General features: G+C 43.7%; 21 protein-coding genes. 5 read left to right on the top strand and 16 right to left on the bottom strand.

The features are described from left to right. Positions 1-37 precede the first annotated feature (37 nt). On the bottom strand, positions 38-910 hold the full coding sequence (locus PSI22_RS12310; RefSeq protein ID WP_273580044.1) for a phosphorothioated DNA-binding restriction endonuclease: 873 nt from the start codon (positions 908-910) through the stop codon (positions 38-40). A gap of 188 nt (positions 911-1,098) precedes the next feature. Then, positions 1,099-2,523: a hypothetical protein gene (locus PSI22_RS12305; RefSeq protein ID WP_273580018.1), complete on the bottom strand. Its 1,425-nt coding sequence runs from the start codon at positions 2,521-2,523 to the stop codon at positions 1,099-1,101. Positions 2,524-2,944: 421 nt separating this feature from the next. On the opposite strand from PSI22_RS12305, the gene PSI22_RS12300 reads away from it, so the two are divergent. After that, a complete protein-coding gene (locus PSI22_RS12300) occupies positions 2,945-4,345 on the top strand; it encodes an RtcB family protein (protein WP_273580017.1) in 1,401 nt (466 codons plus the stop codon). 998 nt (positions 4,346-5,343) lie between these two features. Beyond that, positions 5,344-5,916 carry a helix-turn-helix domain-containing protein gene (locus PSI22_RS12295; RefSeq protein WP_273580016.1) on the top strand — a complete coding sequence of 191 codons (573 nt, stop codon included), beginning with the start codon at positions 5,344-5,346 and terminating at the stop codon, positions 5,914-5,916. 74 nt (positions 5,917-5,990) lie between these two features. Here the strand turns inward: PSI22_RS12295 and PSI22_RS12290 are convergent, their stop codons facing one another. From PSI22_RS12290 to PSI22_RS12275, 4 genes are all read right to left on the bottom strand, one after another. Then, on the bottom strand, positions 5,991-6,908 hold the full coding sequence (locus PSI22_RS12290) for a DMT family transporter (RefSeq protein ID WP_273580015.1): 918 nt from the start codon (positions 6,906-6,908) through the stop codon (positions 5,991-5,993). Next, positions 6,898-7,581 (bottom strand): alanyl-tRNA editing protein, encoded by a 684-nt coding sequence (locus tag PSI22_RS12285; protein ID WP_273580014.1) that lies wholly within the window; start codon positions 7,579-7,581, stop codon positions 6,898-6,900. Before PSI22_RS12285 ends, PSI22_RS12290 begins: the two co-directional genes overlap by 11 nt. A gap of 14 nt (positions 7,582-7,595) precedes the next feature. After that, positions 7,596-7,937 (bottom strand): phytanoyl-CoA dioxygenase family protein, encoded by a 342-nt coding sequence (locus tag PSI22_RS12280; RefSeq protein WP_273580013.1) that lies wholly within the window; start codon positions 7,935-7,937, stop codon positions 7,596-7,598. Between the two features lie 327 nt (positions 7,938-8,264). After that, positions 8,265-9,539: a bifunctional O-acetylhomoserine aminocarboxypropyltransferase/cysteine synthase gene (locus PSI22_RS12275; RefSeq protein ID WP_273580012.1), complete on the bottom strand. Its 1,275-nt coding sequence runs from the start codon at positions 9,537-9,539 to the stop codon at positions 8,265-8,267. Positions 9,540-10,275: 736 nt separating this feature from the next. On the opposite strand from PSI22_RS12275, the gene PSI22_RS12270 reads away from it, so the two are divergent. Beyond that, positions 10,276-11,019, top strand: a complete 744-nt coding sequence (locus tag PSI22_RS12270) for an ATP-binding cassette domain-containing protein (RefSeq protein ID WP_273580043.1) — start codon at positions 10,276-10,278, stop codon at positions 11,017-11,019. 301 nt (positions 11,020-11,320) lie between these two features. Here the strand turns inward: PSI22_RS12270 and PSI22_RS12265 are convergent, their stop codons facing one another. Further along, positions 11,321-12,211: a LysR family transcriptional regulator gene (locus PSI22_RS12265; protein ID WP_273580011.1), complete on the bottom strand. Its 891-nt coding sequence runs from the start codon at positions 12,209-12,211 to the stop codon at positions 11,321-11,323. Between the two features lie 199 nt (positions 12,212-12,410). Between PSI22_RS12265 and PSI22_RS12260 the strand changes: the two genes are divergently transcribed. Beyond that, positions 12,411-13,598, top strand: coding sequence for an MFS transporter (locus tag PSI22_RS12260; protein WP_273580010.1), 1,188 nt, complete (start codon positions 12,411-12,413; stop codon positions 13,596-13,598). A 342-nt stretch (positions 13,599-13,940) separates the two neighbouring features. After that, entirely contained in the window at positions 13,941-14,414 is a 474-nt protein-coding gene (locus PSI22_RS12255) for a MarR family winged helix-turn-helix transcriptional regulator (protein ID WP_038197215.1), read from the top strand. A gap of 67 nt (positions 14,415-14,481) precedes the next feature. On the opposite strand, the gene PSI22_RS12250 is transcribed toward PSI22_RS12255, so the two are convergent. From PSI22_RS12250 to cas3, 9 genes are all read right to left on the bottom strand, one after another. Continuing rightward, positions 14,482-15,609, bottom strand: a complete 1,128-nt coding sequence (locus PSI22_RS12250; protein ID WP_273580042.1) for a DUF4056 domain-containing protein — start codon at positions 15,607-15,609, stop codon at positions 14,482-14,484. An 8-nt stretch (positions 15,610-15,617) separates the two neighbouring features. Then, positions 15,618-16,769: a BamA/TamA family outer membrane protein gene (locus tag PSI22_RS12245; protein ID WP_370689024.1), complete on the bottom strand. Its 1,152-nt coding sequence runs from the start codon at positions 16,767-16,769 to the stop codon at positions 15,618-15,620. Continuing rightward, positions 16,769-17,788, bottom strand: coding sequence for a hypothetical protein (locus tag PSI22_RS12240; RefSeq protein WP_273580008.1), 1,020 nt, complete (start codon positions 17,786-17,788; stop codon positions 16,769-16,771). The genes PSI22_RS12245 and PSI22_RS12240 overlap by 1 nt, the downstream gene beginning before the upstream one ends. Before the next feature lie 364 nt (positions 17,789-18,152). Continuing rightward, positions 18,153-18,827 carry a type I-E CRISPR-associated protein Cas6/Cse3/CasE gene (gene cas6e / locus PSI22_RS12235; RefSeq protein ID WP_273580007.1) on the bottom strand — a complete coding sequence of 225 codons (675 nt, stop codon included), beginning with the start codon at positions 18,825-18,827 and terminating at the stop codon, positions 18,153-18,155. Continuing rightward, on the bottom strand, positions 18,814-19,566 hold the full coding sequence (gene cas5e / locus PSI22_RS12230) for a type I-E CRISPR-associated protein Cas5/CasD (RefSeq protein ID WP_273580006.1): 753 nt from the start codon (positions 19,564-19,566) through the stop codon (positions 18,814-18,816). The genes cas6e and cas5e overlap by 14 nt, the downstream gene beginning before the upstream one ends. Before the next feature lie 12 nt (positions 19,567-19,578). Further along, on the bottom strand, positions 19,579-20,616 hold the full coding sequence (cas7e, locus tag PSI22_RS12225) for a type I-E CRISPR-associated protein Cas7/Cse4/CasC (RefSeq protein WP_273580005.1): 1,038 nt from the start codon (positions 20,614-20,616) through the stop codon (positions 19,579-19,581). A gap of 27 nt (positions 20,617-20,643) precedes the next feature. After that, on the bottom strand, positions 20,644-21,195 hold the full coding sequence (casB, locus tag PSI22_RS12220; RefSeq protein ID WP_273580004.1) for a type I-E CRISPR-associated protein Cse2/CasB: 552 nt from the start codon (positions 21,193-21,195) through the stop codon (positions 20,644-20,646). Continuing rightward, entirely contained in the window at positions 21,188-22,789 is a 1,602-nt protein-coding gene (gene casA / locus PSI22_RS12215; protein ID WP_273580003.1) for a type I-E CRISPR-associated protein Cse1/CasA, read from the bottom strand. Before casA ends, casB begins: the two co-directional genes overlap by 8 nt. Next, on the bottom strand, positions 22,789-25,527 hold the full coding sequence (gene cas3 / locus PSI22_RS12210; RefSeq protein WP_273580002.1) for a CRISPR-associated helicase Cas3': 2,739 nt from the start codon (positions 25,525-25,527) through the stop codon (positions 22,789-22,791). Before cas3 ends, casA begins: the two co-directional genes overlap by 1 nt. Positions 25,528-25,566 lie beyond the last annotated feature (39 nt).

Here is a 25,566-nt window from a genome sequence, read left to right as displayed (position 1 = left end):
AGGGGAGCGGATGGCTCCCCTTTTTAATCTGTGCGGATTATTGCTTAAAGACTTGGCTACGGTGCCAAGTGACGAACTCTTCCAGCGGATAATATTCTTTTTGCTGAGGGAGCAGGATTGGCTGATCGGCAAAATTCCAGAAAAGCTGCTCCACCATCTGGCCGCCATTAATACCTTTTGAAACGATTAAATGCATACTATCGTCAAGACCAATTGAACCCATATCGAATGCAGAATGATGCAGCGAGCACAGTGCAAGCCCGTTGGTGACAGTGCAGGGGCCACCATATTGCTTCCATTTGATGTGTGCCGCTTCCAGCCCGACAGGGGTATTGTCATGGCGTAGATTGTAGCCACACACGGCACACTGATAGTTATAGGCACGCAATATATTCTGACGAAAATGTGGATCGCGTAACTTGCGGATATCACCTAAGGAGAAATCCAATTGATTGGCGATTAGCTCCTGTACGCTTTCAGGGAAATGTTCACTGAGAATCTGCTGTGCCAGTTTATCAATGAGCTCAGGCTTAGTTTGCAGTAATTGGTAGCTTGCCTGATCGAATCCTCCTATCACGCCATATTCAATCAACTCGCGCTTTGGTGGTTCTTTATTGCCTTTTTGGAGTGTGCAGCGTTCGGTATTCTGCAACTCCCAGAACCCATCGCCGCGTAACCGCCAGAATGGCATGGTTGGGTAATGATGCTTGCGCTTTGGGCCAAAATTGTTGAGTAACTCCAGTAATGGCTGGTGGAGCTCTTCCCCGTAGTTAAAGAGTCGCCCATGCTTTTTTTGGTATTGAGAAAGTACATACAGCAGTAATAACGGCTTATGTGGCGCACGTTGATCCCCCTTGCGCCATACCGAAAGGCTTGAGATAGCGGTTTGCAGTTTCTTGATCGTAAGCATGTGGGTTTTCTGACTAACGGGTAAAGGTATTGCGATCATGCTCGCAAAACGGGGAGAGGGCAAGGTGTTCAACATGTAGACGTCCTACCCGCTCTGAATGGGCAGGAGGCAAATAAGGTTTTATCAATACCCATGCGTCATCATCTTGTTCCGGTATTAAGACCAGATGATAATACTATCAGTTTGCCTTAAGGTCGCAGCTTTGAAGGTGAGTACCCTTGCAGCTTAGTAGGATCTAAATGACGTAATACGCTGAGGAAAGCCATTCGTTCGACGGTGCTATGAATATCAGTGGCCACAAATATCTCATAAACCATACCATTATGGTTAATAAAATAACTATAGCCGCTTTCGGAAGATGGAGAAATATTGTAAACAAAAACATTCTCAATCCATTTTCCTCTAGGGTATTTATTCTTAAATTCAGAAATAACTTTTTTCATAGGTTTTGGATGAAAATAAAAATAAATTTTGGAGCTAAATGATTCTGATGGGAACCTTACCAATATGGAATTGAACCAATCTTTATCTTTGGAAAAATCTTTAGTATCAGCCAACTTATCATTCATTTTTTTGATAAGAACCTTATGGATTTCTTGACTGTCAAAACTATCGGATATTTTTATTCCGTATTTTTTTTCAAAGTCAGTTTGAGATAGTGAAACATCCTGTATATTGGCGATTTCTCCTCGGTATTGCTCATCCATAGTACGTAGCATAATATAGGCTTTTTTTATGGTTTCTAATTTAGGTGCGTTAGCAAGACCGATAAAATAATGTTGGGATTTTTCATCATATTGATAATAAACTGCTTCCAGTTCACCGTGCATATTGTAGTAAATAGCGCCCTGTTTATCTTGATATAATATTTCATCTTGTATCTCTAACCATGATGAATAATCGAATTTATCTTTGAGGGATTTAATAATAAATAATTCACCAATAAGTTGACTGTTTTGATTTTTGAAATTATAAATTGTATTATCTTTACTCTCCAAATCAATACGTAATCCACCCATGTTACGAAAATATATACCAGAATTAATTTCATTTAAAGAGCCTGATTCTATCGGCTCGAGTTTAATACTAAAATCGTCTAAATAGGTTAACTGACCAAAGAAATCCTTAAAAACAAGTTCAGCCAGTTTTTCTTTCTGTGCAGCATATAATTTTTGTTTTTTAATTTCTGACTCTTTGAATTTATTTTGTATATCAAGAAGTCTTTTATCATTTTGTTTAACTTTATCTAATTCAAAGGTAATTATACAATTGTAAAAACCACAGATTCTCTTTTTATCACCAACTAGTTTGACACCTGAAAACGTGTTTTTCAGAGTAAGCATGTCATGGCCAATCTCAAGCCTGTTATCCTTGATCGCTGTTTTTTCTGGTTTAACACCGGTAAAGTAGCTGGCCTCATCAGGAGTCAGAAAAAAATACATATAATCTTTTTCTCCTTTGATTTTCTTTGCAATTAATTCCTTGAAATCCTCAATCCCTTCGTCTTCATCAAAAATGACGTCAATATTTTTGATAAGATAATAGCCTTCGTCAGCATCACCACAACCTGACAAAAATAACGTAAGTACAAACACTAAACAAAACCTTTTCATTTTTCCTACCTATTTTAATCCCGAATTGTATTTAACACTAATAATAAAATGATGTTAATATTATTCATTAAATTTATTTGAATTTTAAGCGATCTAATCTCGTTAATTCAAGATATTAAAAAACACCCATTAATTCTGAGTCTGTTTCTGCTTAATCAACACATACGATTCAACCATTAAATAAAATGTGAATCTGTCTGCTAGAGTCATTCTGGTGGCAATTTACCTTATTAAACGAAATACATAATTTGGGGGTTTTAAGGTGATTTTTTGTCGGTATCAGAAAGGCCTTTACAATCTCAGAATTCATGGATAGAGTAACGCCGCTAAAATCTTCCTGAATTGAGCTGCTGCAGGAAAAACAACACTTCTTCCCCATGAAAACGGAAGAAGCAATTTTTTGTTTTTCTAGGTAGCCAACATGTCTACGTTTACTCGTTTACAAAAACGTTTATCCCGTCAGGGAATCGAAACCCAGTACGAAAATAATATCTATCGTTTCAATAAAGAGCAAATTGAAGCTGAAGTTCTACTGCCTGAATCCTTGCCATTGGAAGAAAAGGCCGTACAGCAATTACTTAACCTTGCTTCTGTTCACGTACCCGGCAGCGACGCGAAAGTGTGTCGTACCAGAGCGACACCGGATTTTCATCCGGGAGCGGTGGCACCAGTGGGCAGCATTGTGGCAACGACAACGGATCTGGTGATCCCTGCTGCCATTGGGACAGACATCAACTGCGGTATGCGCCTGCTGACAACGGGTTTGAGCTATGCGGAAGCGTATAGCCAAAAAGAAGCCTTGATTCAGCAGTTAAAAAATACCCTATTGCTGGATCAACGTGATGTACCCGTCACACCAACCTCATTCAGTGCCCTGTTTGACGAAGGGCTGGCGGCATGGTTACAGGAATTACCTCAACAGGGGGTCTGGCAACAGGCCGATTTCAAGCGCATGCATGCCGAATTAAACGCGATACTGAGTACTCAGGCAGTACAGGCGCATAGCCGATACGCACCTGAAGCCTTTTTCGAGCAACGTGAAATCATCCGTCCGGCAAGCTTGGGTACGGTGGGTTCAGGCAACCACTTTGTTGAACTGCAAATCGTCGATACCATTCTGGACAGGCACGCGGCTTACGCGGCAGGCCTGCATGAAGGTGAGGTATTGATGATGATCCACACTGGCTCACGGGATGTGGGTTTTTACATCGGCCAGCGTTGGATGGATAAAGCGAGGGCTTTATGGCCGGCTACGGCAAAATATCCATCTTCTGGCCTATTTGGTCTGACAGATGAACACGCTCAGGGATATTTTCTGGCGATGGGCTGTGCGGCGCGTTATGCGTGGGCGAATCGCATTGTTTTGACGGAACTGGTGCGCGCGGCTTGGAAACAGGTTTTTGGGCAGGATAAAAGTAAGCTGATTGTGGATCTCTCGCATAATATTATCTTTCCTGAGCAGGGTATGAATCTCCATCGCAAAGGCGCTACACCTGCACGGGCAGGGGAGTTGGCGTTAATTCCCGGCTCAATGGGGGATTATTCTTACCTTGTATTGGGGAAAGGCAATGAAGACTGGTTGTGGTCGTGTTCACACGGAGCCGGGCGTTCGGTACGCCGTCAGGCAATGCGGAATAAAGTGCCTGATCTACAAAAAAATAGTCGATTGCCGTGGCAGTGCATCACTTTGAAAAGCGATCGCCTGCGTGAAGAAGCGCCTGAGGCTTACAAGCCAATTACGCCGGTGATTGAGATCCAAGAACAGGCTGGGTTAATTCAGCCCGTGGCAAGGGTCAGGCCATGGATCACGTTCAAAGCTTGATATCTGATTGAAAATGCAAAGGCTGGTTTTTACCAGCTTTTGCATAATATGAATAATAGGTTTATTTGTTTATGATTTATCTATTTTTTGGTTATTTTGTCGTTTTATTGTCATGGGTGTTTGTTTCATTTTTAGTTAATAAAATAATGATTGAAATAAAAAAACTATATTTCAGGCAATACAGGCGCATAGTCGATATGCACCTGAAGCCTTATTAACGATTTCCTGTAAAAATTTACTGGGATACGATGATAGAAACTGAGTTATATAACATGGAAATAGAAAAAATGAACATAGTCAGAGATGCGACACGATACAACAGTGTTGGCTTGAACAATCGTCCAGTGTTCCACAAAGGCATACTGGCACCGCAGACAGTCCATAGCAGGGAAATAGGTAGAAGAGCAAAGAGTATACTTAGTATGGCAAAATAATAATCATGCTGATTGAGGAATGCAGATGTTGGGATAATAAAAGCAGAAAATATAAAAGACTTGGGGTTGAGCAGGGTAGTGAATAATATTGTCATTGTAGTCACATGGTAATCATACCCCTGTAGGGAAAAATGCCATATTTTTACTGCCAGATAAGCGACATAGAGAGCAGAAATTAGTTTTATTGTGAGTAAGAGAAGGGGGCTATGCTTTGCCAGAACAATAATTAATAGTCCCCAACTACTTATTGATAGTAAATAACCTATACATTCGGCAAGAATTAATTTAAGGCTTTTTATTATCCCTTGAGAGAATCCTGAACAGAGTAGTAAGGTATTTGTTGGGCCTGGCATTATAAGTAATAGGGCACTGGTATAAATTATCTTGAAGCAATCGTTTATCTGAAGCATTTTATTGCCCTCTTTAATAATCAATAAAATATAACTCCCCATTTGATTCATAACATGAATTAAATGGGGAGTTATATTAATTACTTATTTTTGAAGATGTTTCCATCTATTTCTGTTAGTCTTTATTAATTCTCACTAAAAAATTGATTTGGTTATGAATAATACTCAACAACAAGATAGAGTTAAAAAAAATTGTATAGATATCGGTAACAAGGTAAAACGATTGCGTTTAGCTAGAAATATTTCTTTAAACGAACTTTCTAAGTTGTCTGGTGTATCTAAGGCCGCACTATCTCAATTGGAATCTGGCAACTCTAACCCTCGAATTGATACATTAGATGCTATTGCAATTGCGCTACGTCTTCCGCTGGGAGATTTATTTGGCAGCAATAATGAGCGCTACCCCTATCTGGAAAAAAATATTCCAATGGAGGATACATATTCCCAAGTGATGAAGTTTCGTATCGGCTTGGGGAGTGTTGCTGAAATATGGCATTTACAAATGAATCCAGGGGTTATTATTAGTAGTCCCGCTCATACAGTAGGGACTCATGAACACATTATGGTTCATGATGGTGTCTTAATGTTACGACTTTCAAACGATGAAAGTGTGATATTAAATCCCGGTGACTTTTATGCATTCTCTGGTGATATCATACATTCCTATATATGTATTGATGTTGCAGTTAGTGCAACAGTAGTCATGTCTTATTCAATTCAAAGTTAATAATCATGGGGGGAAGACGGCCCCCATCATGTCAACATAATTATAGCTGCTTACTATCGATATGAGGACGTTGATTACTCATAGCGTTTTCCTTCTACGATACGCCCTAGCAGAGCGGCACAGACAATAATGGCTCCGCCAATGCCCTGCAAAATACCGATAGTTTCTCCCATAATCGCGACAGCAAACAGGGCTGCAAACGCGGGTTCCAACGACAAGATCAGGCCAACCCGAGTAGGACTGGTGGTTTTTGCTGCATAGAGTTGCATCAGAAAAGCAAAAGCAGTTGCCAGCAAGCTCAGAAACAGAATATATCCCCAAACATCGAATGTAATGGTTGGAATGAGGAGCAGTGATGCTGAATCAGTCATTAAAACAAAGGCTAACCCAAGTACGGAGACTGTCACTAATTCAACCAGTGTGATATTAACCAATGAGTAGGATTTACCGGATGTCTGCTTACCAAACATAAAAATTTGGAAACCGCGGATCAGCGCTGCAAGCAGGATCAACCAGTCACCGTTATTAAAGCCAAAGTTGCCTGTATTGGAAAAACTTAATATTCCACCTCCGGCTAAAGAAATAAAACAGGTAAAGTAAATAAACTTACTTTGCTTACGTTTGCCAAATATACGCTCAAAAAAGGGGACGATAACGACAGACAAGGCGATAAGGAACCCAGCATTGGATGCTGTAGTGTACTTTACTCCCAAGGTTTCAAAGGTCAGGATGGCGTACAGCAGGCAGCCGAATATAAGGCCATTAATAATTTCCCCTGGTTTGATGTTACGCAGGCGTACCCGAGTGCCAAGAAACATAAAAGGTACAGATAGAGCAAAGCGCAGCATCAAAAATAACGGTACAGTCAGCCCGGCTTGAATGATCAATTGCATCAGCGAATAGCTGGCGCCCCAAGAAAGGGCAACAGCCAGTAGTCCCAGATCTAGCAGATAAAGCCGTCTACGGGATAGAGGTAATGCATCATGAGACATTGTCAGTCCTTAAAATAATATGGCTGGCGTCGTAGCTGATACGTAGAGTTCCCTTTTTGAACTTGATCGACTTAATGGTAAATTCATTGATTTTGTTCAAATTATCGACATGTGTGCCCGCGCAAGGCATGGGTTCAGTGCCTGCAATTAAACACAGTCGGGTATCCGCTTCATACCAAGTTGTTACTTGCCCGCCATCACGTAGTTTAGTGTTGATAGTCGTTTCGATATTTTGTAAAGATAGCTGATCGGAGGGGATGGCACTGGAGCCGATAGGAGAGAACTCAACGCGTGACTCTCCGGGAAAGTGGTGGCCACTGATTGCCATCCAGCCATATTGACGCATTTCCCAGTTCAGCAGGTGACCAGCAGTGTGTAGTGCTGCATGACATATGCGGGCCTCTTCTGATAGTTTTGAGTTCAATTGTGTACCCAGTGGGGCATGAAGTGCGGATTCCGGATACACGACTATCTGCCCTGTAGCCTGCTTTCTAACCTTCACGGGGACGTTATTCACCCAGCCAATATCGGCGGGTTGCCCCCCGCCTTGTGGATGAAATAGGTTGTTATTTAAAGCAATCCATTGTCCCCATTCATCGGAACCACTGGCGATAACTTCGCCAGTGGAGAGGAAACAGTATGTATTGTTGAGATAGCACTGAATTTGAGTCATCAGAACATCTTCCTTCATAGCGGTATAAAGGGTTGATCAAGTAAGTTATGAGAAGCAATCCGGTTGTTGGTGTTACGGCTCTGGCCTGACACGATCACGCAGCCAAATTTATCAAGCGGGATATTGCCACCATATTCGTAGACATGATCAGTATTGGGATAAATATCGACATAGCTTGGTGCATAGCGGGTAGCAAATCCCATACGGTAGTGTTTCTCAGAAGTATTAGGATAAGAAGCATGCATCAAGGTTGACCAGAAGATCACACATTGACCCGCTTTCATCACGAGTGATACAGCTTGGTTTCCACTCAGGATCGACTTGCAGATTTCGATAATCATAACCAAAAAAGCCACGGTTTCCTCCTTGATTGTTCGTAATTAAAATACAATAGATAAGTAAAACGAACAAATGTTTTTTATATGTTAATAAAAAGATGAATTATTTTATTTTGTTAATATAATTTAACTTAACAATCAGTATTCTGAACTAATTTTATTGTGGGCTTTTTGCCGTATAGAGATGATCTTAATAAGATTGTGTGGGAATTGTTTCTAATAGTTAATAATGTATTCTGTTATCTAATATTGATAAAATCTGATTTTATATTTTTTATCATCTCACCGGTATCAACATCTGTTGGTACCGGTGTTTTATTATCTATTTGAATAATAAATTAATGACTATTTTGCCGCGTCCAACGCTTGTGAAAGATCGGCAATAATATCGTCGCTGTGCTCTATTCCAATGGAAAGACGAATCAAATCTCGTGATACACCCGCTTTTACCATTTCTTCATCGTTTAACTGGCGGTGTGTGGTTGATGCCGGATGGCAGGCCAGAGATTTGGCATCGCCGATGTTGACCAGACGTACGATCAGTTCCAGTGCATCAATGAAACGTGTGCCGGCTTCTTCTTCTCCCTTGATGCCGAAGGACAGCACAGACGAAGGTTTCCCCCCCATGTAGCGTACCGCCAGTTCATGCTCTGGGTGTTCAGGCAATCCGGCGTATTTAACCCAAGATACTTGAGGATGCTCATTCAAGTATTGTGCGACTTTCAAGGCATTTTCAGTATGGCGTTCCATGCGAAGCGCTAATGTTTCAAGCCCTTGCAGGATCAGGAATGCACTGAATGCCGAAAGTGTGGCACCAGTACTGCGCAGTGGCCCAACACGGCAGCGGGCGATATAGGCGGCTGCACCAAAATGTTCGGTATAGATAATTCCGTGATACGACGCATCCGGTGTGCTGAGAATAGCAAAACGATCTTGATGTTCTGCCCACGGGAATTTGCCTGAATCGACGATAATACCGCCAATAGTGGTGCCATGACCGCCGATGTATTTGGTCAGAGAGTGGATGACGATATCTGCACCATGTTCAAACGGACGGCATAAGTAGGGGGTTGCGACGGTATTATCGACAATCAGCGGGATACCATATTTATGGGCAACATCTGCCATTGCTTGGATATCAATGATATGACCACCGGGATTGGTGATGGATTCGCAATACACGGCTTTGGTTTTCTCATCAATCAATGCTTCGATGGCTGCAATATCGTTGTGATCAACGAAACGGGTCTCAATCCCCATGCTTGGGAAAGTGTGCGCCATCACGTTATAGGTTCCACCATAAAGTTTTGCCACGGAAACGATGTTATCTCCCGCTTGGGCAATGGTTTGGATAGCATAGGTGACGGCTGCCATACCTGAAGCAACAGACAGCGCACCAATGCCACCTTCCAAGGCCGCAATGCGCTTTTCCAACACATCATTGGTTGGGTTCATCATGCGGGAGTAAATGTTACCTTCAACTTTTAAATCAAATAAATCAGCCCCATGCTGGGTATCATCGAAGGCGTAAGACGTTGTCTGGTAGATGGGAACGGCAACTGCTTTGGTGGCAGGATCTGGCGAATAACCGGCATGAATGGATAGAGTTTCTAATTTCATTGTTATTTCCTGTAATTAATTGAAATCGTTAAGTGAATTCGTATTTACGTTAGAGACTGCCAATCAAAAGTAGCGGCGATTTTATCTACACTGATGCAAGGGCTCCTTTTAATTGAATATCTGGGAAAAGCAGTTTGACGCTTTTCTGAATCAGAGGACATCATGAAAATATTTCATATAGAGAAAAACATCAATGTCATGACGTTGATTTATCCTTTTGTTAACTAATTAAATTACAATAAAATTTATTACTGATTGACAAAATAACAGAGGTTATTGGCGTGTGCCAAAAATAAATATTAAAATAGAACAATTAGATATCGAATTTTAGTCAAGGTTCATTTTAGTTTTTTCAGTGAAATATAATGATAAGTAAATAATTAAGCTAAAATATTAATAATCCAGTATTAAATATATATAAAAGCAAGGCGTGATTTTAATATTGAGTACGCTTTGTTTTTTTATTCCTTACTCACTGTTTTAATTATTTATTATTTAGTAAGGTTATTAATTTATTAAGTGATAATCGCAATACCTATCAAATAGCATTATTACCCTGAGTTAGTGGGTTGTATGCTTGACCTACTCTCTCTTTAAATATATAAACTCACACTCTATTGCTAAATGTAAAAATATATAGTGGGTTTAATCACGGTTTTTCGATAAGGGCATCATAAATGTCGACGCTGATTAGTTGTAATAGAATTAGCTTTAGTGTTAATTCAAAACTACTTTTATTAGCCTCATTGTTGAAGCTTATCAAAAGTCAAAAAATACCGATGGGGAAGAGTTAGGAGAACCCGCTTATGATACCGAGAATATTAACTTATCACCGCAGTGTAATATGGGATATCTCGATCAGGAACTGGAAAAAATCCCGCTGAATGAATCGATTTTCGATGTCGTGAGAAATAATACACCGAATCTTGATGACATATCCTGTAAGCAGCAACTGATTGCGACGGGGTTTGAATATGCGGATTTTAATAAACTTGTCGGCAGATTAAGCGGTGGTGAACGCTCCAGATTGATGTTTTTGATACTGAAATTAAATAAACCTAATTTTCTGATCCTTGATGAACCGACAAACCATCTGGATATTTTCGGTAAAATGGAATTGGAAAATGAGCTGATTGATAATGAATTGACGATATTAATTACCTCTCATGACAGGGCGTTTATCGATAACGTCGCCAATCGTTTTCTGCTAATTAAAAACGGTAGGCTGGAGGAAGTTTCATCCAGCAATGAATATTATAACTCACTTAATGAAAAAACGCTGATTAAGAGTAATGAGAAGATTCATGATGATGTTATCGCGTTATCTGATGAACATGAAATTCTTTACCGGATTACGGAATTGGAAAAAAATCTGGCGGATGATTTGGCAAGAAAACCTAAGCATCAAAAGCCTAAAAATCAAGAATTTTGGCGCCAGGAGATTGAAAAGTTATATGGGATGTTAGAGTTAGCATTATAGATTTCATAAACTCAGAAATTAAACCAGCAGTCTCTCAATTATATGAAAAAAACAATGCTTCTCTGACAATGCAAATTGATCCGGTTAAGGGGGCTTTTCGTTGGATATCTAATTCATCACATATTGAAAATTCTGATTTAAAGAGAATGGCTGATCATATAATTAGTTTGGATAGACTCCTTTTATCTAATCCAAATCTTCCTTTGAAGAGTTTATTATCTCAATGCAGAACCCTTGGAATTATTTAGTATTAAAATTAATTGAGTGTCCAGTATCATATTGAATACTAGACACTCATAATTCACTCATTCTTAAATAGATTTTCAACCATGAAATTGACAAATACTCTTAGCTTAGGAGATAAATATTTGCTTGAAGGCCAAAGTATCCTGCATGTCGTTATGTCATTATTGAAATCATTCAGAATTGTTATCAGCTTTCCTGTTTTCAACTGTTCTTTGATGGCTAAATCAGGAATACAAGTAATTCCAAGACTATTTTCTGCAAAAGACACGAGAGGGTCAAGTGTGTTAGTTACCATTCTGGTAGGCCATTCTAGCTGTAAAGTTGGGTTATCTTGACTTATTGGCCAAATATCCAGCTTGCCTGTGCTCTTATAACGGTACATCATGCAGGAATGATTAATCAGTTCTTCTGGTTTTTTAGGTATTTCAAATTTTTGAAAGTAGGTGGGAGAACCGACGATAACTCTTTTGTAAGAGCCTAGCACACGCGCCATTAATCGTGAATCAGCAGGTTCTCCGGTGCGTATTACGGCATCGAATCCTTCTTCAATTAAGTCAACTAAGCCGTCAGTGCTGTCTATTTCTAATTCAATTTCTGGGTACTGCTGACTGAACTCGGCAAACTTGGGCATAAAGAGTACGCCAATTGATGGCATACTCACTTTTAACTTTCCAGACGGTACAGATTGTGACTGGGAAAGTTCATTTTCTGCGGCTTCTATTTCATTCAGAATGCGGCGGCAGCGTTTGAGAAAAAGTGTACCTTCTGGAGTTAGGGTCACTGTGCGTGTGGAACGGTGGAAAAGTCGTACGCGTAGCTTTTCTTCGAGGCGACTTATTGCCTTGCTTATAGCGGAGGATGACACGCCGAGTTGATTGCCTGCTGCCGTGAAACTCCGTACTTCACTGACTCGAACAAACACTTCAAGGACGCTAAAGTTATCCATTACTCGTTTTCCTATTGATGACATATTTGTCATATATATTTTGAACTATAGCCTATTTTTAATACTAATATGCGCCTTCATACTGTGTACCTATGAGCCGATCTAGCAATCCACATATTCTGTGAACTTCATAGGGTGCGTATAATTTAAATCGCTCTTATGTATTTTCAGATAAAGAATTTTACAGGAGGGCAGTTAAGTGAGATCAACCACAAGTCACACGGGTGAAACAAATGCTTTGCCATTAGCGTCATTGCTCGCATTGGCAATGACGGGCTTTTTGGCGCTGATGACAGAAACTGTCCCTGCGGGAATGTTGGCGCAAATTAGTATGGGATTGAATATTTCGGAATCGATGGCAGGACAATTTGTCACATTGTACGCCATTGGCTCTGTGATTGCGGCTATCCCATTAACGACAGCAACTCAAAGCTGGCGACGCCGTCCGCTTTTATTGGTGGTTTTAGGCGCGTTGTTTGTTTTTAATACACTGACTATATTGACATCTAATTATACTTTTGCGCTGATTGCCCGATTATTTGCAGGGATGGCCGGAGGTTTGATTTGGGGTATGTTGGCGGGTTATGCGCGCCGGATGGCATCAGAACCACTAAAAGGGAGAGCGCTTGCCATTGCCGGGGTAGGAGCACCACTGGCACTTTCATTGGGCGTTCCTTTAGGGGCATTTCTTGGCTCACTAATTGGGTGGCGCATGACGTTTGGCCTACTTTCATTGTTGACTTTAGCGGTCATGGTTTGGATTCGTCTACGGGTGCCGGATTATCCTGGCCAATCATCAGAAAAACGTTTATCGATAAGATCGGTATTTGCCACTCCCGGTGTTTGGCCAGTATTAACGGTCCTTATTTTCTGGGTGCTGGCGCATAGTATTCTGTATACCTACATCATGCCATTTCTTGCTCCTGCGGGTCTTTCCCATCGAGTTGACATAATTTTGCTAATCTTCGGGGTTGCTTCAGTTCTTGGCATATGGTTGGTTGGGGTATTGATCGATAGATATTTGCGGTCGCTTGTTTTGATAAGCATCGGATTATTTGCTTTGGTCGCATTGGCATTGGGGCTTGCTGGTATTTTGCCTGCTGTAATTTATATCTCTATGGCGATATGGGGGCTAACTTTTGGCGGAGCAGCCGCGCTATTGCAGACGGCCTCTGCGGATGCTGCGGGTTCCGGTGCAGATGTCGCTCAATCAATCTTGGTTACTGTCTGGAATTTGTCGATAGCTGCTGGCGGTATGTTGGGAGGCATATTGTTAGACACTCAGGGTGTTCAGATCTTCCCTTGGGTTTTGCTTGGATTGCTTGTGGTGGGATTGATAATCGCTTGGGGAGCTAAAAAACATGGTTTCCCTGCCACGCGGCAATGAGATTAATGTTATGTCTAACGTAGCCCACGCGATAACGATGGGCTGCGTTAAATTTTGTCATATAAATTAATCACATCATCCCCGTCATAAACTTTCACTCGGCATTTCGCCATGACGGGCTTTGGATCCTGCGCTGAAGCGTTCCACGCCCGTTATCTCCTCATCTATTACGACAGCCTGCATGATATTGAAACAACTTAGGCTGCATACATACGTTCCGAGATTTGGCTCACTGTTATCAGGAAAACATTGATGGGGTGACTATTGTGAGCGTGTTTTTCACGGATGAACCTTTTAGAATCGGAAGACGAAACTTCCCGAAATAGAAAGGTTGTTGAAACTATGCCAGATTCAAAAGTGTTTGTTGATAATTACTTGCCTGCTTTGCTTGGGCAAGCATGGATGCTGGTTTCTTCTGAGTTTCATGACATCGTTGAGGCACGGGGGTTGTCCGTGCTGGAGTGGCGTGTTTTATCGGCGCTGGCTGGAAGTGGCCCGATTGGTATTAGTCTGCTGGCGCAAAAAACAGTCAGTAAACAACCGACAATTACCCGAGTATTGCAGCGTCTTGAATTGCAGGGGCACGTCACTCGTTTTTCCAATGGTGGGGGAGATCGCCGTATCACGTTAGTGCATCTTACCGACAGCGGCCGGCAAGTGGTGGTCGGATTACTGGCAGAAGCGGAATCCCATGAGAAAAGCATACTGGAGCCGCTGGGAAGCGGTAAAAGTCAGTTACTGAAAGAGGTTTTGCAGGAATTGATTAAGCGGCATACGCCGATGCGCAGGGCGTTGGGGAGATTCGGGAAAGAGTAAGGAGATAGTGGAGCTATCTCCTTGCGAATTTAATCGAAAGGCTTTGCCGAGTCACTGGCTACGGTATTTATTTGCTACTCAATAACAACTGTCGCGCATCTTCATGCTGGGCATGTTCTGCCAGCATGTTAAAGTCTTTCATTGTCCAATAGGAATTGGGAACAGGTAAGTTTTTCATCTGTTCGGTTGGCCATAACTGTAGTTCAGCCAATTTATCCAGCGAAAACGGCTTAAATTCATCAGGTAGGGACAGACGCAGCGCAAACTTCTCTTTGCCTGAAGGCATTAATGGATAACGATTGTCTTGGGTTTCATAATTCCTGCGCAGGACTAAAAACTTTTGCGGAATACGTTCATGACTATTCCACCATAGCCCGTCGACCTGATTAAACATCTTTTTTGTGTCTGATTTGGAATAAGGTTCGAGTTTATGCAAAGCAGAAGGCAATATGGCTGCCATTGAGGTAGTAAATTGAGTCACCGAAGAAGCGTGACCTTGCAGGATCAGAGTCAGAGCCAGTCTTGCTCCCAAGAGATTGGAATAGAGGTCTTCCGGGGAAAACGCGGAAATGCCCTCGGGGAACCCTGGGACTGATTGATAGCCATACCATTGGGCGATTTCGTGCCAAGCCGCCAACTGAAATGCCAGTTTTGCCGCTAAATAAGCGCTTAAGGTATAGCGCTCAACGGGATCTACCGGCGGAGTAAAGGCAAAAAAGTGAATTTTACGCGCCGCAAGCTCATTACTTAGGCTTAATTCCCGCTCCTGACCCAGGTGAGCGTAAATCTGGCTAAAGAGATACAGCGTATAGTCTGCGGTATCTCTCACATGGGAGATATCAATAAACCCGCCTTTCTGGGTATATAACAGGCCAATTTTTTCATTGCTTATCCCCAATAAAGCGGCACTGGCACCCAGAGCACTGTCGTTATAGTGATGTTCGCCCAGTTTCTCGGCCTCCACGATATTGTCGATATCATAGAAAGGAACCGGAACCCCTGCCACCTCGGTTTTAAGATCGTAACCGAATGCGCAGCAGGCTCTTAAGCCTTCAGGTGGCTCAATAGGGGTCAACGCTGGCCAGTCGATCTCTGGCTGTTCTTGAGTGTCACTGACGAGTACAGGCTCTACAGGCATGACGGGAGCAGATTTACCCTGACATGCCATGAGCAGGAAGCTGAATAATAGCGTCATCAATGACTTCAAAATGCTTCTCCGACCTGAAAGTAGAATCCAGTGCTGTTTTTACCAACACCAAAATCTAATCTGACATTCATGCGTGGCTTAAACTCGAAACGATAGCCCACACCAATAGAAGGAAGCCAGTGCTTTGCACCTAGCTTTGAAGGGGAATCACTTAATGTGCCTGTGCCTATCCAGCCGACAATACCATGGCGCCAGTCAAGTTTATGTCTTAATTCTAATTGTGACGTGAAGATATTGGTATCGCGATAGCGCCCTTCATAGTACCCGCGCATCCGTTGACTACTGCCCAGCAGGGATAATTGATTCCACGGCACATCGCCAGAGCTGAAACGGGCATAGTTATCGAAAGCCAGCACGGATTTTTCGGATAGCTGGTGATAGGTCGAAAACTGTAACTGTGTGGTATTGAAACGATTATCTCCCCCTAATTCTGGGGAAAAATGGGTATAAACGATTTCAAATGCTTGCCCGTGTTTTGCATTAGGCAGGAAATCCCGCGTGTCATAACTGAAATATGCACTTACACCGGAACTGATGACGGAGCGTCCACCGACGGACTGCGCGAAATATTTTGCGGCACCGATATCCGGATCACTGGCGTTGAGGGATGAGAAATGCCAGCCTAATCCCATATACGTAGCATCTGTCACGCGATAGAGCAGGCGAGGGCGAATATCAAACTCCTGTGCTCGATATTTCTCTTTATTGCCATTATTTTTACCGGCGTCATAACCCTTGCCCCAATAGTAAGTCGGCGTGTTATTTAGCGTCCCGGAAACAAATAACCGCCACTGATCACGAGCCAGAAAATTATAATTGGTAAAATTCAGGCCAAATGCGCCGGTAGATGAACCAAAACCGCTGAGACCCAGTGAGGAGGTCTGGCTGGTGTGGTCTGAGTTATTGGGACGGTAAAGCCCGACTACAGCGACCCCAATGCCCATTCCCATTTCAGGGGTGTAAAAAGGGCCGGGCAGCACGCCCCAGTCAACTTTCTTGCTGGCATCGAATTGATTACTGCCGCCTAATTCGCTGAGCCAACCATCGATCTTTTGCCGATCGGGCAATATATCAGCCTGTGCTGATGATGCGGTAAAAATAAGAAGGCTGGATATCACCAGCCTCTTGATTGTCATGCGTCGGAACATTAGAAACGAAACTCACCGGAAACAAAGAGGCTGTTTCGGTTGCCGAAACCCACTTCAGATAGGATATTGAAGTTACGAGTGATTTCGAAACGCGCACCCACGGTGTTATTCCATTTATGGGCAAGGTGCTGCTCGACGTCGAATTTGATGTCTGATTTATATTTGCCGTTATCCGCTGTATTATTTGTAAGTGAACCAAACAAATCAGCTAGGTCGGATGGTAAATTGAGTTTGCTTACATCACCTTTAAAACGCTGGGTGATATCTTGGTACATAGCACCTACCCATACCTGAACTTTGGTGTTTCCCTGACCAGTGAATAATGGTTCGAAGACAAATTCATAACCAACGCGAGGCGTAATGACAAGGGCACTGATATCCCCATCTAAAATATCTAGAGTGGTACGCGTGTAGTTAGCATCTAATGTAGCAAAAAATTGGTTATAACTACCGGCAAAAGTTGCCCCTCCACCATAGGTTTTTCCTTCGAAATTTAATTCAAAAGGAATGTTTTTAAGCCAGGGGTCTTCCATGTCCATAAAGTAAATACTATCAAGATTAGTTTTTGATGTACCTTTGGTTTTCCCATATACACCGTATACATTTATAAAAGGCAGAACCCAAGTATCCAGTTTAAGCATATGAGATTCATTTTTTTCTCGGGTATCACCTGCATTGACTGCAATCAGATTTCGAAAGCTCTTATCTACAAGCGGATTGGTAAATTGAAATTTAATGCTGTCTATAATGATATCTTGACGCAGATTCATATAACCATAACTTGCGCCAAATGGCTCAGGTAGATCGTAGCCTTTAGCTCGCGCTTCATTACCCCAAATCGGCAGAATGCGGGATTCTGATTTTGTAGAATGAGATAAACTCCCATCGCTATTCGTCTGCGATACACCAGATTCTGCCATCGTCAATGAAAAAAGTGGGCGCTCACTATCTGCATAGCTGTATGAAGTCGCAAGACAAAGTGTAGCGGCTAACAATTTGCTGAAGTTAGTTAAGGTCATAATAAACTCAAAGGAAAATGAAGGACGCAGTAGATTATCATAGGTTATATGAAGTCTGTTAACGAATAATGCTGGCAAATGAGTAACTAAAGTTGAATATTTCGGTTTGTGACTTTAATGAAAACAATTTCTCTATGGAGAGTTTGAATCATGGTGAGTCCTGTTATTGTGGGAAGATATGTTTTGCTGTTGGTTTATCTCCGTAGGTACGGGGAACACTTGAGATTCAATCGTATTGGCTTTATTTACATCGGCTTATCCCTGTACTTACGGGGATAAGCCAATTCGCAGAGTTTAGTAAGGCGGTTAATTTCGGTTTATCCCCGTACCTACGGGGAACACGGTTTCAGTGGAATAAACGCCATTACAGAGTCCTTATCAGCATCATCCCACAGCCGAAGGATTTCGCTCGACCAAAGCCCTTCGCGTATTGCGCCAGAAAAAGTTCATGATCTGAAAGGGTGAGCACGCCCTGAAAATCAACGCTCGAAAATTCCACTTTCTGGCCGGAAGGCTTGCGACAGCGATGTTGGGTATAGCGTTCAACATCAGGATCGAAATCAAACTGGATACCCCAGTGAGTCAGTCGTTTTTCATCCTGTATCCAAGCCTGTACAGCTTGCATCATCAGCGGCTGGATTTCGTCAGTACTAACACCCGCCAACTGTGCCTGACGTTTGGCATTCATCAGTACATCATGACGCCGCTGTTTGCCGGAATCCTTATCTGTGATGCAGATGGTGGGATTTAGCCGGAGTTTAAACGCCAGTTTCTGTCCGCTGCGTAATTGCGGGGTAAATGCCTTGCTCTGAATCTGGAACATCGCCGAGTTGGGTATTGGCGCTGTATGGGACAGTACGAAGAACTCGGGTGTACCGTTGATGCTCATATCTTCCCTGAACAGAAAATTGCGTTCTGCCTGTTCCGTAAACAGTTGCCATAATAGCTGGTGGGAAGAATAAACACTGTTTTTCGCCATTTTTGACAAAAACTGTTCCCGATAGGCAGAAGGTCGTAAGGTGACTTTAGACAGGTACATGTGCCTTCTCCATCAGTGATAATTGGTGCATAGTACGTTGAGTGAACTGCCAGCGGGTTCGTGAAAGCGGTTCGTCCCACAATTGGCTGGTCAATACCGCCACATCGGGGATCTCAATCTCGTTTTTATCCCCTTCCCAGAAATAGCTCACGATACCGTTGTCGCCCAGCCAATAGTGATCGGCTTTCTCCGACTGTGTTAAAGGCGGAAATTCCGTATCCAGAGCCGCTTTCAAACAGGGAGGTTGGGTTATTTGCGGCATCATAGGAATGCACAGAGGGCAGGATTTGCGCCCAAGGCTCAAGGTGAAAACCGGTTTTAACAGCGCATCACGCAAGGTTGTCAGCGTCAGATGGGCTTGGTCGGTCAGTGAAATTGCGATGATCCACAGCCCATCACTGCGGTAATCCCGTGAGGATAAAATCGTATTCAGTTCAGATTCACTCAACTCACTTTTACGGGTGAAGTGTGGCTGTTTGTTGTTTTGGGAGGGAACTTGACTCGTGTGATAATCTCTCATCAATGAACCGGCCACGATTTGTTTGATGGCGATGTTGACACTTTGCTGTAATTCAGCAAGGCGTATTTCATCATCACGCCGGATGCCCAGTGCTGCGCCCAATAGCCCCAAAATCGCTGAACGAGTCGGATGCAGGCTGGTGGGGCGGCTTTCACCGACGGCTTCTACGCCCCAACTGGCCAGCACACCATATAATCGAAAAACCAAATAGGTTTGCATTCCGGCCTCCTTTTAATTCGTGACGAATTTAATCAGTTCGGCAAAACTGCCTTCTCCGGTGAGGGTATTGATGCTATGGCGGACGTCAGCACAGTCACCATAAACGTTATCGAAGTTTTTCACCTGTTTTTCCAATGCGACAATGGCAGATGCAGCCTGATCTTCATCGTTAATGGGTTTCAAAAACGCGACCGACAAAGAGCGGGGCTGATATTCCCCTTTTTCCGCCAGAACATAACTGGCATAGGCGCGGGAGCCAAAACTGTTTTGCTTGCCGGAAGGGGAGATTTTGACAGCGGCTTCGGTCAGGGCGGCAATGGCTTGATTGACCAGAGTTTCATTGCCTGCCAGATTTTCCATCAGCAGGGTTTTGTTGATACAGATATAGCTGTAGAACAGGGCTGCTGCAAATCCGTTTTCCCCAATATGCGCTGAACCTGTATCGCTTTTGCCGTCGTTCAGATCATCTACTGCGGTAAAATAATCATCTTCAATCATTACATCATGTACGCTGATGGCATGGGCAACCTGACAAGCGGCCTCAATATTATAGGCAGGGCTGGAAGCGAGCATGCGGCCAAACAGGGCGATATCCACAGCCATTCTTTCTTTGCTCAACAGACTTAGTTCTTCCTTGGTTGGCGTCCGGTTTTCGTCGGCCAGTTGTTTTGCCAGGGAGATTGTGGCGGCTTTTTCCGTAGGGCTGATATGGGCCAGTTGTTCTATTTCCAGTGGCGTGTCTTTTTTATTTTTGCCAAATACCCCCGCAATGGCAGAAGCCCACTCTGCCGCCTGCTTTTCTTTAACGTCCGCTTCGATCAATTGTTGATAAATTTCGAGGCCAAAGCGTTTTGTCCGAAATCCAAGGTGTCCCGCAAGTGCTGCCTGAAACAGATCTGAGACTCGCCAGTGGCGTTTCAGGCTTTGGGAGCTGATTCTTAATCGATCAACCCCCCCCATTCTGGCCGTTTTAGGACGCCCTATATCATCGCGGTTCAGGTTGGCTGGCGGGTAGGAGGTTAGCAGATGTAATTGAATAAATTGGCTCATTTAGGATACCTCAAAGGTTAAAAGTGATTATTTTGCTGCTTTGTAATACTCCAGCGCCCATTGCACGCTGAGACGCTGATTTGCTCGACGGGGTCTTTGCTGGTGGCATTCGCGAGCCCATTGCTCAATATCTTTTGCCAGATCCAGCATGGAAACTTTCCCATCAATGAGCTGCAAGGTGCGTCGTAAGCGGGTAACAAATTCGTCGGGGGTCTTGGCACCCTGTAATTGGGCAAAACGGAGTTCACTGACGACCGGTTTATCGTTTTCTGTTTTGGTGCCGGCTGCGGTTGCCAATGTTGTGGTTACATTGCGTTTCACATGCACGACCGTCATGGCAATCATTGCCCATTTTATGATGGTTTTTTCATCGACGGTTTCAGCGTTTCTTTCTTGCAAACTCAGCCACAAGGTGCGAAAGCCTCCGGTTAACATGGCTGCGTCGATATTCTGGCAGCGTTTTAGCTGCGCTTTATACACCGTTGGGGCGGGGTATCTGCCTTTAGCTTTCAGTTCTGATGGTGATAGAAACATGCTTTCCCACCAGCGCAGCAAGGTACTTTCGCTCAACTTATTCATTGATCACCTCTTTCTGTTGGCGTTCGATTTGGTATTCAGTCATAAATGATTTGATCTCTTTGGCACTAAATAACCACTGAGTCAAAAAATGCCTTGCCTTGACTTTTTTCGGCAGCGTTTTCGGATCGACGCTTTCTGACAGCACATATTCATCAAACAGATCGAAACAGGTATTTCTCAGTTGGTAGAGCCAGCTTTTGGCCTCTTCTGGCGAGAAATAAGAAGACGCCTGCTGGCTGCTGATAATCTGTTGTACCGCTTTAAAAAAAGCCGTTTGAGTACGTTGATAGAACGCAGCATCAATAAATGACATATCGCCTTTCACATCATTTGGGCGATTGAACCATCCACTTTTGATTTGGGAACGGCATTGGCTCAGGGCATTGGCAGAAAGGGTCTGTAAATTTCTGGCTCGCCGGAAAATGACATCCTGCTTTTCAACGGCGATGGAAAACAGGGGAAGTGTAGTGGAATACCAGCCTCTGGCTTTCATATTGTCCATATCATAGCCAAAGACCCATAACCGGGGTGTTGCGCTGTGTTCCTCTGCAAAATAATCACAAATCTGGTGGAAATGATCGACGACCAGAGCGGCTTTTTGCCCCTCGTTATTTATGGAAAACGCCAAACTATTCCATAGCTTATAAGTGATCCCTCCCGGTTGTCCTTTGATAGAAAGGTGATCGTCATTGGCTTTTTTCGGATTCCATTTATAAGGCGTGAGTGGATGTTGCCAATTTCCGGCATAGTTGTTGCCATAGTTTTGGGTTCGGTAGCGGGTAACAGATTGTTCGGTGGGTTGTCCGGTTAGTTGGCAAATTGCGGGTTTATCGTCGATTTGCAGACGGATACGCCGTGGCATCGCCCAATACATATAGAGTTCATGAACATCAGAAGCGTAAATTTCCGTACCGACGGGTTGGCTGAGTTTGGTTTGGTCTAGCCACGGAAAGACACTGGGGCTGTGGAGGTCTGCTTCGGGATAGCCGCAGTATTCTTGATTGACAATATTAAGCCAGAGTTTGTGCCAGAGTGGGGTATCCAGCGTTTGGGGTTGAACCAGAGTGGTCAGAGGGCCACCGCCCCGCAAGCCGACACGATGCCCGACACCACCGGCAGGCGCATTAATCTGTAAGGTGAAAAGTGCGATAGCCGCCATTTCAGGCGAGACGATTTCACATTGGCCGCGTTTAATAAAATGGTCGGTGTTAAGTTTGAGCGTATTCGCTCCAGGCGCTTCAATAAGTAACCCAGAAATCGCCGTTGATTTGACGCTATCCAGCGAATCAAAATCCTGCATAAATAGTGGCCCGTTACCTGACAGATTAAAGGCATGTTCCACGCGGTCAAAGGCTGTCTGTAAATCTGCTTGTGTTGGGGGAGCCTCATAAAAATCATGCCATTGAAACTTATCTACGGGAGCAAACACTGTTTGCAGCAAGCCGATGGCTAACTGATAGGCGGCGCCCTGAAAATCTGCTCGTGGCAGGGCAAAATCCATGACGTTGGGATCTCGGATAGCCGCCAGTGGCAGTTTCTTTTGACTACCATCCCGCATTTTAAAGGTCAGCCATGCGTCTTTAACAAGGTTCATCATGCCTCCTGCTGGTGGATTTCATAAAAACCGATAGTAGGGTCGTAACTGAAATTGGGGTCGAGTTCGGGCAGCCAGATTTGCAGGTATTTAGCGGATTTGAATCTGCCCTGTAGCTGCTCTACAGCGTAGGAGAGTGACTCTGGAATCGCCAGCAGTTTATCGGCAAATTTGTTTTTTGGTAGCCTGAGGGTACTGAGTTGAACGGCAAATTCTCCCTCGTTCGCCCACGGTATTAATGCATCTTTGTCAGTCAGTTTAACAAGCAGAACCTCAACCGTTTCGATATCACTGAATCGGGTGCTGATATCGCTATCATCGTCATACCATCCGCTGGCACTGTGATTGCAATATCCATGTTTCCATCGCAAGGTCTGTGATTCCGCTTTGGCCTCTTTGCTGTGGCCTTCTCCAATAAATTCATTTTCCTTATGTCTTAAGGTATCAGGTATTTCTTCATACGCATCGTCACTGTAAACCGCTTCGATTAAAGTTCTGGCTTCGGCAGGCATTCTGATGGCGCCCAATCGCCGCAGTTCACGCAACCCCAGCCACAGGCGCCCCGGTGAACGATAAACATATTGGGTATTGCGGAAATCTTTACTCAACCAGTCTGCTTGTGGTTGATCGTCCCATTTCGGGGCGTGGAGATACAACACAGGGGCAGGACGACCATCGCTAATACCTTGCTGATAAATTCCTTCAGCATTGCGGGTATGACGGTGCAGGCGGCCTGTCCGCTGGATCAAATCATCGATTGGGCAGATATCGGCAATCATCTCGTCAGCATCAGCATCCAGACTTTCCTGAAAAACTTGGGTGGTAATCAGAATCTTGCCTTGCCGATGCAGTTGGATGCTATTTTTGCCAAATATCTCTAGTACAAGATCTTCGATCTTCTTGCGATCGTGCAAAATAAAGAGGCTGTGAAACAACAGGCAATCTTCTGGATTATCCATCTGTGACTGAATCAATCGGAAAGCGTGTAAAGCATCATCAACGGAGTTGCGTACCCAAACCACGCATTGCCCTTTTTTGGCGGCGCTCAGGGCGGTTTGCACACAAGCATCCAGAGAGTTTAGTGTTTTTACGATGACTTCACGGCTGACATCTGAGCGGCTGTGCAGGGGTTGTTCAATAATCGGATTTTCAGGAGTGAGCGTAATTTTGGTTGCCAAAGGAAAGGCCGTTTGCCGCAGTTTCTGTGGCGCTTGGCCTGCGGAAGATAGCCAGATATCCGCCAGTTTCTGGCGTTGTTTCAGGGAAAGTGTGGCAGTAAGTAATATCACCGATCCCCCTTGATGAAGATGCAGGTTCAGCAGATTTTCCAGCAGGGCAAACATGTATTCATCCGCAGCATGGACTTCATCAAAAATCAGGATCTTACGATTCAAGCCAATCAAACGCAGCGACTGATATTTTCGGGGCAAGACGGCAAGCAGCGCTTGATCGATCGTCCCTACGCCAACGGGTGCCAGTAGTGCTTTTTTGCGCGAGTCCGCCAGCCATTGATGGCATTGTGCTGTCGCTGTGATCTCGTCTTTGGTGTAATCGTTATCGCTGTTTTCAGAGGTCAGAATAATGTCATTGAAAGCATCGTTCATCTTACTGGCGCCATGTGCCAGAACGATGCTCGGTGGCTTGCCGCCGGTATTGAACATCTCACGATAGTGTTTGGCGACGCGGCTAAACATGGCGTTAGATGTTGCCATCGTCGGCAGGCCAAAATAGAAACCTTCTGCGACTCCGGCCTGCATCAAGCGATGGGTTAAAGTGAGAGCGGCTTCGGTTTTTCCGGCACCGGTTACATCTTCCAGAATGAAAAGCTGGGGAGAATCATCAATCGATACTTCTTCTGCCCATTGCTGTAATGGCGTTGGTGAAAAACCATAATAATGCTGGATAGATTTATACGGCGATATAGCTGGTGTGTATTGCATATTAATGGCATTCAGGGCAATTTGCGCCTGCCGTTCGGCGGTTTGCCAGTACTCTGCCAATGGCATGGGGCTGGTTTGATAGCGAAAGCGTGCACTGTCAGAGCCTATCCAGTCGGCCATGACAACGATGCCAGCCAACTGCCAACTTATTTGCTTCAGGTTATCTTTCCATTCTTTGGAAAGTAATTTTTCCAGTGACAGGCGAGGCTGGAACAGAGCAATGAGATCATTTGTGAAGGCTTTTGCATCAATTACATTTTGGGCTTCGGTAAAATCGCCAATCGTGTGCCAGTCGTTATTATCAATCGGTTTGCCGTGATGACCGAGCATACACTGCATTAAAACCATCAATGTATCCTGCGCCCGATCTTTATCACGACAGTGCAGGTTGTTGTCTCCCACCAAAGCAAACAGCACATCGTCCTGGATCTGCTTCCAGAAAAACAGCCCTAAACGATCATGCCGAAAATGTTTGCCATCGTAGGGTTTGCAATGCTGGATTTTTAGCAGTTCAGTGTGCTGTTTTGGGGAATATAATTGCTGGAATGCGGAAGCAAATTTACCGATATCATGCAGGAGCAAAAAAAATACAAATAGGTTTTGTAATTCTTCTTTTGATAATTCCAGAAAATCCGCAATATCGGCGGTAATTTTTTTGTGGGGAGCCAGTAGATATTTGCCAACTGCCGCAACATCTAGGCAGTGATAAGCTAGAAGATGATAATCGGCATCAGAATAGATATTTTTCTGGGCTTTGCCCCAATATCGTATGATATAACCAAAATTATTTATTAACATAGACATAGGTTCCCACGATGAAATAAAGTTTAAACCGAG

This window comes from Xenorhabdus aichiensis, from assembly GCF_028598775.1.
In the GTDB taxonomy this organism is placed as follows: Bacteria; Pseudomonadota; Gammaproteobacteria; order Enterobacterales; family Enterobacteriaceae; genus Xenorhabdus; species Xenorhabdus bovienii.
The sequence above is the reverse complement of the archived record's forward strand: the minus strand, read 5'-3'. Positions and strand labels throughout refer to the sequence as shown.

Bases quoted from the DNA above. Each gene is read 5' to 3' on its own strand.
- PSI22_RS12310 (WP_273580044.1), bottom strand. From the start codon at position 910: ATGCTTACGATCAAGAAACTGCAAACCGCTATCTCAAGCCTTTCGGTA.
- PSI22_RS12305 (WP_273580018.1), bottom strand. From the start codon at position 2,523: ATGAAAAGGTTTTGTTTAGTGTTTGTACTTACGTTATTTTTGTCAGGT.
- PSI22_RS12300 (WP_273580017.1), top strand. From the start codon at position 2,945: ATGTCTACGTTTACTCGTTTACAAAAACGTTTATCCCGTCAGGGAATC.
- PSI22_RS12295 (WP_273580016.1), top strand. From the start codon at position 5,344: ATGAATAATACTCAACAACAAGATAGAGTTAAAAAAAATTGTATAGAT.
- PSI22_RS12290 (WP_273580015.1), bottom strand. From the start codon at position 6,908: ATGTCTCATGATGCATTACCTCTATCCCGTAGACGGCTTTATCTGCTA.
- PSI22_RS12285 (WP_273580014.1), bottom strand. From the start codon at position 7,581: ATGACTCAAATTCAGTGCTATCTCAACAATACATACTGTTTCCTCTCC.
- PSI22_RS12275 (WP_273580012.1), bottom strand. From the start codon at position 9,539: ATGAAATTAGAAACTCTATCCATTCATGCCGGTTATTCGCCAGATCCT.
- PSI22_RS12265 (WP_273580011.1), bottom strand. From the start codon at position 12,211: ATGGATAACTTTAGCGTCCTTGAAGTGTTTGTTCGAGTCAGTGAAGTA.
- PSI22_RS12255 (WP_038197215.1), top strand. From the start codon at position 13,941: ATGCCAGATTCAAAAGTGTTTGTTGATAATTACTTGCCTGCTTTGCTT.
- PSI22_RS12250 (WP_273580042.1), bottom strand. From the start codon at position 15,609: ATGACGCTATTATTCAGCTTCCTGCTCATGGCATGTCAGGGTAAATCT.
- PSI22_RS12245 (WP_370689024.1), bottom strand. From the start codon at position 16,769: ATGTTCCGACGCATGACAATCAAGAGGCTGGTGATATCCAGCCTTCTT.
- PSI22_RS12240 (WP_273580008.1), bottom strand. From the start codon at position 17,788: ATGACCTTAACTAACTTCAGCAAATTGTTAGCCGCTACACTTTGTCTT.
- cas6e (WP_273580007.1), bottom strand. From the start codon at position 18,827: ATGTACCTGTCTAAAGTCACCTTACGACCTTCTGCCTATCGGGAACAG.
- cas5e (WP_273580006.1), bottom strand. From the start codon at position 19,566: ATGCAAACCTATTTGGTTTTTCGATTATATGGTGTGCTGGCCAGTTGG.
- cas7e (WP_273580005.1), bottom strand. From the start codon at position 20,616: ATGAGCCAATTTATTCAATTACATCTGCTAACCTCCTACCCGCCAGCC.
- casB (WP_273580004.1), bottom strand. From the start codon at position 21,195: ATGAATAAGTTGAGCGAAAGTACCTTGCTGCGCTGGTGGGAAAGCATG.
- casA (WP_273580003.1), bottom strand. From the start codon at position 22,789: ATGAACCTTGTTAAAGACGCATGGCTGACCTTTAAAATGCGGGATGGT.
- cas3 (WP_273580002.1), bottom strand. From the start codon at position 25,527: ATGTTAATAAATAATTTTGGTTATATCATACGATATTGGGGCAAAGCC.